Origin of the sequence: Candidatus Sodalis endolongispinus (assembly GCF_018777395.1) — a bacterium.
Lineage (GTDB): Bacteria > Pseudomonadota > Gammaproteobacteria > Enterobacterales > Enterobacteriaceae > Sodalis_B > Sodalis_B endolongispinus.
Window position 1 is genome coordinate 157,475 of record NZ_JAFJYC010000002.1, and the last position, 12,073, is coordinate 169,547.

Sequence of the window (12,073 nt, forward strand, 5' to 3'; positions counted from 1 at the left end):
TATGACCGGGATCCTGTTAGGTCAAGAAGTCCGTAAACGTAAAACTCCTCAGGAAAAAATGGCCATTATTCAGCAGAGGATGGAGCCCGGCATGAATGTCTCCCATCTCGCACGACTGCACGGTATCCAGCCCAGCCTGCTGTTTAAGTGGAAAAAGCAATATCAGGAAGGCAGCCTCACCGCCGTGGCTGCCGGGGAGGACGTTGTTCCTGCCTCTGAGCTTGCAGCTGCATTGAAGCAGGTCCGGGAGCTCCAGCGCCTTCTGGGTAAGAAGACGATGGAGGTTGAGATCCTAAAAGAAGCCGTGGAGTACGGCCAGTCACGAAAATGGATAGCGCACGCGCCCTTGTTGCCAAAGGCCGGGGAATAGCACAGGTCAGCCGCGCCATGAGCGTGTCGCGTGCGCCGCTGTCACTGCGGATTAAGCGTTCTGCCGACTGGCAGGACAGGCGCTGTAACCGGCGTAATGACGAAGCAGACGCTGAAATACTGTCGGACATCCTCGACATCATCAGCGATATGCCCAGCTACGGCTATCGGCGGGTGTGGGGCATCCTGCGTAAACAACGTCGCGCAGAGGGACTGCCGCCGGTAAATGCGAAACGACTTTACAGGATCATGTGTGAGCATAACCTGCTGTTATTACATTGAAAACCAGAGCGGCCGAGGCGTGAGCATAAGGGCAGGATCGCGGTGGCAGAAAGCGATATGCGCTGGTGTTCAGATGGCTTCGAGTTCGGCTGCGACAACGGTGAAAAACTGCGGGTCACCTTCGCACTGGACTGCTGCGACAGAGAGGCCATAGACTGGGCTGCGAGCACTGGAGGCTACGACAGTTCGACCGTGCAGGATGTGATGCTGATGTCGGTAGAAAAGCGCTTCGGCGACAGGTTACCCGATACAGCGGTGCAGTGGTTGACGGACAACGGTTCAGCGTATACCGCGCATGAAACGCAGAGGTTCGCCAGAGAACTGGATCTGGAGCCCTGCACAACAGCGGTGAGCAGCCCGCAGAGCAATGGCATGGCCGAACGGTTCGTGAAGACGATGAAGGAAGACTATATCGAGTTCATGCCAAAACCGGATGCGAGAACAGCCCTGCGAAACCTTGCAGCAGCGTTCACGCATTACAATGAAAACCATCCGCACAGCGCGCTGGGATATCACTCTCCGAGAGAATACCGGCGGCAGCGGGCTTCGTTAACTTAAGATACAAAAGCTGTACGGAGATGGCGGGGCAAGATCACTATATAATTGCTTGTAATCAAAATAAATATGATATTTTTCTGCGACGATGAGATTCAGGATACAGCCGGGACCCGCAGTCGACTGAGCCGTGCGCAGTGATGGGTTCTTAGCATGACCTGAAGCCAGCTATTCTCTGCATTGAAAGGGGTTTCCCGCTTGGACGATCTTTGCGAATGCACTGAAGCGTCATTGCACCCGCTCTCCTGAAACTGAACATTATTAATGTACTAATAAATGAGCAATTCCCGGCAGTCTAACGGCCACACGTCCATTAAAGCGATATTGTGCGGGTTCCTTTTTTTATCACGTCGAGGGGTGAAAGCGTTAACATAGCAGCCTAACGGGCGACGCTGACATGACGCTACATCGCAAAATATAAGATGTGAAAATTTATTTTGAAATTAATTATTTTATTGTTATATTCATGTGGGTGGGTTACTGACCCTTATGCAATATCAGCGCCAGGACAATTCGAACAAATTAAAATTTGCGAGAATAAAGGATTTTTCTGATAGCGATCCGTGATTTCTTGTGGATAATATTGGCCCAACGGCCACGAAGACATTTCCTTAAGCAATAAATCTTCAGGGTTGGGGGAAATGTATTGACAATGGCCACATTCCGTTTAATAGTTATCCTCTGACGATCGAAAAAATGCTGCCAGATCGCTTCTCTCCGCTATGAATAGGCTGGGGTTTCCGATAGAATCGAACGATGATCTAAAATTATTTGCTTCAATTAATTAATAAAAATGATACGGTCTCAGTGTCACTTTTAATGGGTGCTACCGCATAAGGTCGGTAAAGTGAGTACTTTTAACCTATGAGCCATCAGCTTTACCTTATAAAAGAATCAAAAGTATTAATCGTTAGAATAGATGGTCTTCGACAATGCGTAATGTTGCCCTATCGACGAGGGTTATTCAATCGCGCCTGAAGTAGCTAAAACTGCCGCAGAACAAGGATGGACGGGGGAATATTCAGAATTATCTTTAGTAGTTTGACGTATTTGACATCGTAATGATTAGCGACACTGTTTCGCGTAAGCATTACGGCGGGAATAAACGGTGCGGACGAAAACGTCAGCGCCCAAGCCAGGATATCGCCATGAAAAAACTGAGTGCGTTGGTGGGCGATAATGCCCAGAAAGGGAACGTCGCCCCTGAAATGAATAGTCAAGAATGGATGGATGCAATAAATCGCGAGTTGTCCGCTATTGTCAAAAATACGGGAGTCACCGTAGAGGATGATAATGAATAAGCGCTATATGCCGCACTGAGCAGATTGCTGCGACGGTCAGGGGAGTAAAAGCAATTCGTCTGCCACAAATCAAACGCCCATTACAACAATAGGTAAAACATTCGTCTAGAGGTTACCCGGGGGCCGGCGTGGCTTTATCGCAGCGCGATCTCCCCTGCGGTATTCGTTTTAGATACCGGATGTAAGAAGCGACAAAAATGGCGTGAACGGCGGTGTGGTAAAAGGGTCGGACAATACGTTATATTCCCGGTGCCGGTAAAAAGAATATGCTTTTGCCGGCTTTCGCCATCGCGCCACGGTCGTTGACTGATTGTCGTTCCCTTGCCTGGGTGCGAGCTTACTGCGTTAAGGCAGATTGTGCTTCCGTCAGTTCTTGCTCAGCGCGTGCAACTTTTTTTGTTTTTTGCTAATTTTATCGCTATTTCCCGTTTGTTGGTCCTGCGCTAGTTCGCGTTGTCGTTGCGCCAGTTTACTTTTTTATCGGCGACGTGGCGTTGACGGTCTGCCTGCAGCTTATCATCGCGACAATGGGCGGTTATTTCAGACATCGCTTTCTCCAGACCTTCTGCACGCGCTGTATTGCCCTGGGCGCGGGCTTGAGAAAGTTGCCTTTGTACTGACTGTTGTTTGGCCGCGCAGCCGCTTGCCGCCAGTGCATTTTGGCTAGGAGAAGCCAGCATAAAACCAATAAGCGTAAGATAAGAGAGTGTCGATTTCATCGGCGATCCTTTTCAAGGTAAAAGATAAATGTATGCATAATAAATTTAGTCTAACTTTACCAGAGTTAACGGTTGGGGGAAATATGTCACGCGTCCTCGGCGGCGCAAAAAAGTGACGCAGCGCTGAATACGAACAATAAATCGTAATGGGTAGTCTACGATGAACTTAATCGCAGGTAATCTGCCAAAAACGTCGTATTGAGAATAATTCGAGTTGAACTTAAATGTCGTCACAAGCCCGACTGATTAGTGACTCAGGGTATTCGCGAGGTGGTCCTGGGTTCAGGAAAAGTTGGACAGAGTAATATGCGAGGTCACTGCCATGACGAAAGCATGAGATAAACGGATGAGAACAATTCTTTTTTAGCTAATGAACCCTCCGGGCGCGGTCAAAACTAGAAAATAGCATAAATATAAGCAGGCGTTTTTTATCACGCCAGTGATAGATGCTGATGATGTGTCACAATTATTCGTCTAAAAGTGGTAAGCGGCCGTGCTGAAAATCTGCATGCAGCGTTCTGTTGGCCCTATCCGTGGTGCCGTTGGTATAAAGGAGGATAATAGTCATTATGGGGTTGTTTTAATATTTTCCAGAGTGATGCAGAACCGCCGAGGTGGTTATTTCGACCTTTCAATTTCTTATTAGCGAAAAAAAGCTGTTTTTTAAAATCTCAAACTCACATAATAAACATATAGATTTTAATATTTTTGAACGTTTAAGGTAAATGATTATCATCTGGATTAAGCATCATGATTGCTAAGCTGTCTAAAAAAAGCCTGACGCGCCTTGCGTCCCTGGTATCGCTTGGCGTCGCGTTGACACTGGTCTGCATCAAAATTTGGGCGTGGCTGGAAACCGGCTCCATTGCATTACTGACTTCGGCGGCGGACGGTTTGGTGGATGTATTGGCGTCGATAGTTACGCTGGTGGGAGTCTATTATGCTCAGCGACCGGCGGATCGCGGCCATCGTTTCGGTCATGGTAAAGCGGAAGCCATTGCCGCATTCGTGCAGGCACTGCTGCTGGCGGCGGCGGGGGTTGCGCTGGGTATAGAGTCCATTAGCCGTCTTTTGACACCCCAGGCGCTTGCCGCGCAGCAGCTTGGTATCGTCGTGATCGTTGCCAGCACCCTGTGCGCCAGCCTACTGGTGACCATGCAGACTTTAGTGGTGAAATATACCCACTCGACGGCGATTGCCGCCGATCGTGCGCATTACATTACCGATATCGCGCTTAATCTTGCGGTGCTGTGCGCGCTGGTCCTTGAAAACCAGTTTGGCTGGGTCCGGGCAGACGCCAGCGGCGCGCTGGCGATTTCCTGCTATATGGTATGGAATGCGCGCGGCATGATCCAGTCAGCAATGCTGCAATTGCTCGATCGTGAATTGGATGGCGCCGATCGCCGGCGTATTACCGTTGCGGCGCTGAGTTGTCCCGGAGTGGAATGGGGGCATGACCTGCGCACCCGCAACGGGGGCGATCGGGTTTTCGTGGAGCTGCATGTGGAAGTGGACGGGCAGTTGACCGTCGACGCAGGGCACGCTATTTGTGATCAAGCTGAAGCGGCGGTGAAGGCATTATTCTCTGCGGCTGAGGTTTCCGCTCACCTGGAGCCGGCCGGGATCGCCGATGAACGTCTTGACGATCTGATTAAATAGTGCCTTAGGCGTAACCAACGCCCCGGGTTTACGTTTTTATGGGTAAAAAAAACACCCACTGAAAAAACCGTGGGTGCCCAACATCACTTTCGTCATCACCGGAGCGGGATGACCTAATGAAGCTAACATCTAACGGCAGTGCGAACAAATGAGAAAGGCTAATTATTTATTTTCAAATATTAATCAATATTATAGCCTTAGCCACAGTAGCAGACGGGGCGTTGGTTCGCCCTCGTCGCTTATTGTCTGGCGCTGCAAACTAAAGGGATAGGACTGTCGTTTCACTTTCATGAAACGCCGGAAAATATCTCGATTTAAGGCATTGTTTTAAAATAATCGGTCACTCCTTAGGCAAAAAGTTAGCGATACCACGAGTTTGCGCTAAAATAGTGTTATGTCTAACAAAAAGGAGTTGGTTATGAAGAAAGTCTTTTCTGTGTGTTCAGCGGTGATTCTTTCAGCCTTTATCGCCGGCTGCTCAAGCAACTACGCCATGCACACTAATGATGGCAGGACTATCGTCAGTGATGGCAAGCCCAAGGTTGACGATCAGACCGGGATGATCAGTTATGAAGATGCCAATGGTACGAAACAGCAAATAGCCAGAACAGATGTGAAAGAAATGGTAGAAATCAAATAATCTCGGGCAGACCCCTGCTCGTCGTAATCATCCCCGCTGCCAGCGGGGTTTTTTTGGTAATAATACCGGGCGGCGGTGGGTGTTTATTAGTTTGGTCCAAACTTTCGCGAGGCGGTGAACCTCTCGAACGGCCTAATTGCAATAAAATATGACCAGAGAGTTAGGAATGCGTAATCATCGACTAAAGATGCGTAAAACGCCTTGCTTAATGGGGAGATTGGCGCTTTTATAAATGTAATGACAGGGTTGATAGGTGCAATATGAGAAAATTACTGGTACTGCTGTTATCCGCCAGCCTGATGGCGCCGGCGGCGGTGATTGCCGGTCCTGGTGGTTACCACGGCGGCCCCGGTTTTGGCGGCCCGGGCTGGCATGGTCCTGGACCCGGTCGCGGAGCACGCTTCCCCTTCCTGCCCGGCGCGGCGGAAACCGTGTTAATCGCCGGTCTGACCTATTACGTGCTGAATGGGATTTATTACCAGCGGCAAAATGACCAATATGTGGTGGTTGAACCGCCATCGCCGCCGCCACGTTATGTGGTCGCCGGTAATAATAGCAACATGACCGTAGTGGACATGAACGGCGAACGCTTCTATGTGATTCAGGGGCATTATTATCGTCGTAATATTGACGGATAGTATCTGGAAGTTCCCCGTCCACCGGGTCTGTGATGTTCTCATCTCCCTGGAAAGGCCTGCCGGCGGCAGGCCTTTTTTCTGCTCGCGCTAAATGCTGAAAACTTATTGTTACCCGCCTGGCGTCGCCCTGAATATGCATTAAAATTACATAACAATTAAAAGGGCATTTCCCGCCACACGGCGCTTGAACCGTGACGGGTCTCTGGGAGGTCAGGTGAGGACATATAAAAAGTCTCGCCGAGAGCGCTGGATGAAAACCCGTCAGAAGGGCTTTCTTCACTATATTTTGATTCGCAGCTTACTGGGCTGGGGCGTCACTAGCGCCGTCGCGTTTTTGTTGCTGGTTTATTGGCTATTCGACACGCCGGTGATCAACTTTGCAGGTCTGCTCACTTTTTTGTTTACGTCCTAATCAGCGTGCTACGTGGTTGCATTAAATGGGTGATGATGGAAAAAGAGCTGAAATCAGGACTGAAATAGGCAGGCTCCGCCTCGATAACGGGCTGCCCGGACAAAGGGTGGTTCGCGCAGGCAAAACCGATTACTATGCCTGCAGGCGTTAATATGCACTACGTCTGATTTAAGCCGTTATGCCCAAGGATGCCACCATGTCTGATGCGATCGAAAGTCAGTTGATCCGCCGTTTTTGCCGCTATTTGGCGGTGACGTCGCAAGGCGATACGGCGGCCAGTAAGTTGACCCGTCCCCACGGACAACAGCAACTTGCTGCTATGATGACCCGGAAGTTAACATTACTCGGTCTGGATGACGTCGTCATCGACAAGCAGGCCACGGTCACAGGGGTCAAACCGGGTAATCGGCCCGGTGCGCTCTGTATCGGTTTCATCGCGCATCTGGCCAGGTTTTCCCCGGCGGTGCCCGATTTTGACCTGCAAGCGTTTCACGATCGCCAACAGCAGACCCTCGCGGTTGCCGCTGAATTAGGCAGGCGCTATCCTGATGGGAATGTCACGGTCACCCTAAACGACGTCTACAGTAATGCGCCAGGCGAATACCGACGCGCCATTGATTTGCTATTGCAGGCGTTGGCGGCACTGGCGGTTGTGCCCAAAATCATTCCCATGCGCGGCGGCACCGACGGTGCGGCGCTGTCTGCTAAAGGGATTTTTATCCCTGACTATTTTACCGGCGCCCATAATTTTCATTTACGCTTTGAGTTTTTTACCCGTCAGCGCCTTTGTTAGCCGTTATTTGCTGACCCGACACATTTGCCTGCTTGCCGCTACACAACAATAAGCGGTCATTGGCCCGCCGTTCGCAGCATCAGGCACGGGCGACAGTAAACAGGTAGAAGAGGAAACCCGTCGTATCATGCCACTCGTTATTTCGCGTAATAGCGCCACTTTGTTAGGAGGCGCGGCGATTTTACTTTGGAGCACCAGCGTCGCACTTATTCGCGACATCAGTGAAGCGCTAGGCGCATCTGTCGGTGCTGCGATGCTTTATAGCGTAAGCACGGTGTTTTTATTGCTGCTTATTGGCTGGCCAAAACTGCGCGGCTGTTCCCGCAGTTATTTTTTCTGGGGCGGTCTACTGTTTGCGGTGTATGAAATTTGCCTGGCGTTGTCGCTGGGCTATGCCAGCGATCGTGGCCAGGCGATTGAATTGGGCATGATCAACTATTTGTGGCCTTGTTTAACCGTGATGCTGGCAATCATGATGAACGGCCAGCGCGGCGGACTTGCGGTGTATGCCGGGTTATTGCTTTCTCTCTTCGGCATTGGGTGGTTAATGTGCGGCGACGGGACCTGGACGCCGTTACATATGCTGCACAATATCAGGCAAAATCCGTTGAGCTATAGTCTCGCGTTTTGCGGGGCCATCATTTGGGCGCTCTATTGTAATGTGACACGGAAATACGCCGGCGGCAAAAATGGCGTGGCATTGTTCTCTTTAACCACTTCCTTACTGTTGTGGCTGAAATACGGATTTAGCCATGAAGCGGCACTGGTATTCACGAGTACGGTCGTCCTCCAGCTGTTAGTCACCGACGCCATCATGGGCGCGGCTTACGCCGCATGGAACATCGGCATTATACAGGGCAATATGACGCTTTTAGCCACCGCATCTTATTTTACGCCCGTGTTATCAGCTGCATTCGCCAGTCTATGGTTAGGCGTCGACTTAACCCCCGCGTTTTGGCAGGGGGTCGTAATGGTCTGCGCGGGGTCGCTTATTTTCTGGTGGTTTACCCGCCGTGCGTGATACGCCCGGAGGAAAGTCGTGCAGCGCCGGCGGTTAGCGCTGGCACGCCAGAACTCATTAAATAGATAGAGCAAAGGTAAGACAGGGGTTTTGTTTAGGCCATAAGTTAATAGCCAAAGGTTAATTCTTTTCCAATCATATGCCTATTGCGTTTATCGCCATCTCGCGCTATCGCCCCTCTGGCGAAAGAATGAACGGCTGACTACGCTTTCAGCATTGATGACGCGATAGATCCCGTTGTCAATATCAAAGCACAACACGGGTTGTTGCTTATGACACTCTGTCATGATCATTAATGGAGGCTATTATGGCTGAACATCGCAGCGGTTCCGGAAATTTTGCTGAAGATAAACAAAAAGCGTCTGAAGCGGGTAAGAAAGGGGGTCAACAGAGCGGTAGCGGCGGCTTCAAAAATGACCCGAAAAAAGCCTCTGAGGCAGGCAAAAAAGGCGGCATGCATAAAGTGAAATAAAGCCGTCCTTTACGGCAGATAACGCCGACTTTCCAAGGCAATAACACCGCCAGCACCGTCTGGCGGTGAAGCTATTTCCACCTTCCCCTGCGCTTTCGGTCGTCACATTTGTCGATTCTCGTCCTGGGAAAGACTGTTCATCAGGAGTAGATATGGATTTCGTTAAAGTCATTTTTGCTATTCTCTTACCGCCGGTAGGCGTTTTTATGGAAGTGGGTTTTCGCGGCGCATTTTGGCTAAATATTTTACTCACGCTACTGGGCTATATTCCGGGCATTGTCCATGCCGTCTGGGTGATCGCCAGCCGCCGTTAATCCTTCTTCACTCTTTAGTAATAGCTTTGCTTCGGCAGGGTTATTCTCGCGCCAATATATCGCAGACCGGCACCCCGTCCGGCGTAACGCCTGAATTGTCTATACTCATAATAATCAGGCGACAAACGGGGGCGCTCGCGCCACGCCGGCCGGCGTCAGGGCGGGGTGGTGCGGTCGGGACTTTATTTGTCAGTATGAACGGACCTATGATGATATGAAGACTGCGGGGCCGCGAAGATCGAAGGGTTTTGCCTCGGACAGCAAACATCGCTGACGCGAGCCCAAGCGGCCTTATTGACCGTCGACCGTTAAGGTAATCATCCTGGTCCGGCTGTTTTTTTGTCACGCAAGGGAAATCATTATGGCGAACGATCCCCACTATCAGGTCCTGTTGGACCGTATCGAAGCGCTCGAGGCGCGGGAACGTCAACTTACGGTGACGTCTCATGCCTATCAGGTGGTGTTGACCACCATCCTGGGTAATCTCGATCCCCAAACCCGCGACCGGATCATTACCATGGTGGATGAAGCTCATGAAATCGCCTATTCCCAGGCGGTAAATCGCAGCGACCGGCATCTTTACGAGGTTATCAAAGGCGCGGATGAAGTGGTGCAGCGAATGTTCAACTATGCTCAGGGCAATCCGCATTCAGGGCTATGAGGATTGCTGTCGGAGGGTGTTGGCGCGGCCACCGTCCGACACCCCGCTGCCGGCTGATGCGCTACCCCTCTTTCCAGGTCGCCCCGACCCTTCACCATGCCTGAATACCGTCAGGGAAAGACGGGCGGCATTTTTGACGCTGACACCACGCCTGTAAACGTTACCTATTCCCTATTCGGCCCGGGCATGGATTTTACGCGTTGACTCAGGCAGCATATGGACCGTTTTATGCCGCCGGAATAAGCCCCAGCCTTTGGTACTTTGGGCGGCGATATTGGCTGTTAAAGGATATGCTATGACCAGATTGACAGGGGTAATACTGGCAACATTGATGTTGCTCGGGGGATGCGACGGCGCCACACCATCGGATCAGGCGCCGCTTTGGCGCGCCGAAGGGAAAACCATGGGCACCTATTATCGTGTGCTGGTGGCGAACCCGCCCGCGGCAGCCTTGACGGGCCTGAATGGCGCGATTGAGCAGCAATTGGCCGAGGATAATCACCAGATTTCCACTTGGCAAGACGATACGATTTTATCGCGATTTAACCGTTATCGCGGCACCGACCCACAGCCGATTACCACCGGCATTGCGGATATTGTCTCTACCGCATTGCGTATTGGCGCGAAAACAGGCGGCGCGATGGACATTACCATTGGACCACTGGTGAACCTGTGGGGATTTGGCCCGGAAAAACAACCGACAAAGACACCGGACGCTCAGCAAATCGAAAGCGCACGCGCACGCGTTGGGCTGGGGCATCTGCGGCTTATTGAAACCAGTAATGGGCAGTGGCTGCAAAAATCGGTGCCCGATATGTATGTCGACCTTTCCACCGTCGGTGAGGGGTATGCCACCGACCACCTGGCTGCCTTGTTGGAGCAGCGAGGCATTACCCGCTATCTGGTATCGGTAGGCGGCGCGGTGTTGACCCGTGGTGTGTCTTCCAGCCAGCAGCCTTGGCGAGTGGCTATCCAGCACGCGACGGATGAATCCGTGGCGGCGGAGGCTGTCGTGGATCTACAGGGACACGGTATCAGCACCTCCGGCAGCTATAGGAACTACTATGAGCTTGAGGGTAAGCGCATAAGCCATGTCATTGATCCTGTCACCGGTCGGCCGATAGATCACAAACTGGTTTCGGCAACAGTTATTGCTACAACGGCGCTGGAAGCAGACGGTTGGGATACCTGTTTAATGGTGCTTGGCACCGAAAAAGCCAAGCAATTGGCGCTGCAAGAAGGCTTGGCGGTGTTTTTGATTACCAAAACCGAGCAAGGGTTTACTACCTGGATGTCACCGCAGTTTTCCTCCTTCATCATTTCGCAGAGTGATAAGGGCGCTTAACATCGCGGGCCTGGGACGATAACCCTGCCTTGACAATGGCCCTGCGCTCGGTAATCCTCAACAGGCTTGACCTTCAGGAAACGACACTTAAGGAGAAAACGATGGGTAAATATCCTTTCTTTCCGCTGTTACTGTTGATAGCGCCATTAGTGGCCAGCGCCGCTGATGCGCACCATGAGATGGCCGGCATGAATGCAGAAAATGATCAAGGAACGCTTTCCGCTGCCAGTAAAGCTTACTTGGATTCGATGAAAAACATGCACGGCGATATGAGTGCCGGCGTGAAAGCCGCCGATCCGGACGTGGCTTTCGCCCAAGGGATGATCCCCCATCATCAGGGGGCAATCAATATGGCGGAAGTCGAACTTAAATACGGTAAAGATCCGGCCATGCGCAAGATGGCGGAAAATGTCATCAGCGCGCAGAAAGCCGAAATCGCGACCATGCAGCAGTGGTTGGCGGAGCACGGCCAGAAAAAATAGCCCCTTGACACCTGTCGGTCGACGAGTTTGTCTTAAAGGCTAAGGCTAAGGCTAAGGCTAAGGCTAAGGCTAAGGCTAAGGCTAAGGCTAAGGCTAAGGCTAAGGCTAAGGCTAAGGCTAAGGCTAAGGCTAAGGCTAAGGCTAAGGCTAAGGCTAAGGCTAAGGCTAAGGCTAAGGCTAAGGCTAAGGCTAAGGCTAAGGCTAAGGCTAAGGCTAAGGCTAAGGCTAAGGCTAAGGCTAACGCCAAGGCTAAGGCTAAGGCTAAGGCTAAGGCTAACGCCAAGGCTAACGCCAAGGCTAACGCCAAGGCAAAGACTAACGGTTAACGGGCTTACTGGCTAAGGGTGAACGGTGGCCTATCGGCGCTGTTGTGATGCTGATTTTGTGCCTGTCAGCGCTAGCCCGCGCCT

At 51.4% G+C, this 12,073-nt stretch carries 11 protein-coding genes and 3 pseudogenes; 13 read left to right on the forward strand and 1 reads right to left on the reverse strand.

The genetic code is table 11. The features are described from left to right. The first annotated feature begins 1 nt into the window (after position 1). Together JZM24_RS13930 and JZM24_RS13935 are read left to right on the forward strand one after the other, a co-directional pair. A pseudogene (locus JZM24_RS13930) lies at positions 2 to 1,209 on the forward strand (IS3 family transposase). A gap of 1,058 nt (positions 1,210 to 2,267) precedes the next feature. Continuing rightward, positions 2,268 to 2,507, forward strand: coding sequence for a hypothetical protein (locus tag JZM24_RS13935; RefSeq protein ID WP_215670390.1), 240 nt, complete (start codon positions 2,268 to 2,270; stop codon positions 2,505 to 2,507). A 366-nt stretch (positions 2,508 to 2,873) separates the two neighbouring features. On the opposite strand, the pseudogene JZM24_RS13945 reads toward JZM24_RS13935, so the two are convergent. Then, positions 2,874 to 3,226, reverse strand: a pseudogene (locus JZM24_RS13945) (DUF1090 domain-containing protein). Positions 3,227 to 3,976: 750 nt separating this feature from the next. Between JZM24_RS13945 and JZM24_RS13950 the strand changes: the two are divergent. The 11 genes and pseudogenes from JZM24_RS13950 to copM all read left to right on the forward strand — a co-directional run bounded on the left by JZM24_RS13950 (position 3,977) and on the right by copM (position 11,663). Further along, on the forward strand, positions 3,977 to 4,885 hold the full coding sequence (locus JZM24_RS13950) for a cation diffusion facilitator family transporter (protein ID WP_215670394.1): 909 nt from the start codon (positions 3,977 to 3,979) through the stop codon (positions 4,883 to 4,885). A 418-nt stretch (positions 4,886 to 5,303) separates the two neighbouring features. After that, positions 5,304 to 5,525 carry a YgdI/YgdR family lipoprotein gene (locus JZM24_RS13955; RefSeq protein WP_215670396.1) on the forward strand — a complete coding sequence of 74 codons (222 nt, stop codon included), beginning with the start codon at positions 5,304 to 5,306 and terminating at the stop codon, positions 5,523 to 5,525. Positions 5,526 to 5,785: 260 nt separating this feature from the next. After that, on the forward strand, positions 5,786 to 6,163 hold the full coding sequence (locus JZM24_RS13960) for a DUF6515 family protein (protein ID WP_215670398.1): 378 nt from the start codon (positions 5,786 to 5,788) through the stop codon (positions 6,161 to 6,163). A gap of 250 nt (positions 6,164 to 6,413) precedes the next feature. Beyond that, the gene (locus JZM24_RS13965; protein ID WP_215670400.1) at positions 6,414 to 6,575 is read left to right on the forward strand and encodes a hypothetical protein; all 162 of its coding nucleotides are present in this window, start codon (positions 6,414 to 6,416) and stop codon (positions 6,573 to 6,575) included. Between the two features lie 196 nt (positions 6,576 to 6,771). Continuing rightward, positions 6,772 to 7,420: pseudogene (locus JZM24_RS13970) on the forward strand (zinc-binding metallopeptidase family protein). Between the two features lie 75 nt (positions 7,421 to 7,495). Then, positions 7,496 to 8,389 (forward strand): aromatic amino acid DMT transporter YddG, encoded by an 894-nt coding sequence (gene yddG / locus JZM24_RS13975; protein ID WP_220098921.1) that lies wholly within the window; start codon positions 7,496 to 7,498, stop codon positions 8,387 to 8,389. A gap of 307 nt (positions 8,390 to 8,696) precedes the next feature. Further along, a complete protein-coding gene (locus JZM24_RS13980) occupies positions 8,697 to 8,861 on the forward strand; it encodes a con-10 family general stress protein (protein WP_215670402.1) in 165 nt (54 codons plus the stop codon). A gap of 152 nt (positions 8,862 to 9,013) precedes the next feature. Continuing rightward, the gene (locus JZM24_RS13985; protein ID WP_011410983.1) at positions 9,014 to 9,175 is read left to right on the forward strand and encodes a YqaE/Pmp3 family membrane protein; all 162 of its coding nucleotides are present in this window, start codon (positions 9,014 to 9,016) and stop codon (positions 9,173 to 9,175) included. A 361-nt stretch (positions 9,176 to 9,536) separates the two neighbouring features. Continuing rightward, positions 9,537 to 9,836, forward strand: a complete 300-nt coding sequence (locus tag JZM24_RS13990) for a hypothetical protein (RefSeq protein ID WP_215670405.1) — start codon at positions 9,537 to 9,539, stop codon at positions 9,834 to 9,836. Between the two features lie 295 nt (positions 9,837 to 10,131). After that, entirely contained in the window at positions 10,132 to 11,181 is a 1,050-nt protein-coding gene (gene apbE, locus JZM24_RS13995) for an FAD:protein FMN transferase ApbE (RefSeq protein WP_215670407.1), read from the forward strand. 101 nt (positions 11,182 to 11,282) lie between these two features. Continuing rightward, entirely contained in the window at positions 11,283 to 11,663 is a 381-nt protein-coding gene (copM, locus tag JZM24_RS14000) for a CopM family metallochaperone (RefSeq protein WP_215670409.1), read from the forward strand. Positions 11,664 to 12,073: the final 410 nt, after the last annotated feature.

Bases quoted from the DNA above. Each gene is read 5' to 3' on its own strand.
- JZM24_RS13980 (WP_215670402.1), top strand. From the start codon at position 8,697: ATGGCTGAACATCGCAGCGGTTCCGGAAATTTTGCTGAAGATAAACAA.
- apbE (WP_215670407.1), top strand. From the start codon at position 10,132: ATGACCAGATTGACAGGGGTAATACTGGCAACATTGATGTTGCTCGGG.
- JZM24_RS13985 (WP_011410983.1), top strand. From the start codon at position 9,014: ATGGATTTCGTTAAAGTCATTTTTGCTATTCTCTTACCGCCGGTAGGC.
- JZM24_RS13935 (WP_215670390.1), top strand. From the start codon at position 2,268: ATGATTAGCGACACTGTTTCGCGTAAGCATTACGGCGGGAATAAACGG.
- JZM24_RS13990 (WP_215670405.1), top strand. From the start codon at position 9,537: ATGGCGAACGATCCCCACTATCAGGTCCTGTTGGACCGTATCGAAGCG.
- JZM24_RS13965 (WP_215670400.1), top strand. From the start codon at position 6,414: ATGAAAACCCGTCAGAAGGGCTTTCTTCACTATATTTTGATTCGCAGC.
- JZM24_RS13960 (WP_215670398.1), top strand. From the start codon at position 5,786: ATGAGAAAATTACTGGTACTGCTGTTATCCGCCAGCCTGATGGCGCCG.
- copM (WP_215670409.1), top strand. From the start codon at position 11,283: ATGGGTAAATATCCTTTCTTTCCGCTGTTACTGTTGATAGCGCCATTA.
- JZM24_RS13950 (WP_215670394.1), top strand. From the start codon at position 3,977: ATGATTGCTAAGCTGTCTAAAAAAAGCCTGACGCGCCTTGCGTCCCTG.
- yddG (WP_220098921.1), top strand. From the start codon at position 7,496: ATGCCACTCGTTATTTCGCGTAATAGCGCCACTTTGTTAGGAGGCGCG.
- JZM24_RS13955 (WP_215670396.1), top strand. From the start codon at position 5,304: ATGAAGAAAGTCTTTTCTGTGTGTTCAGCGGTGATTCTTTCAGCCTTT.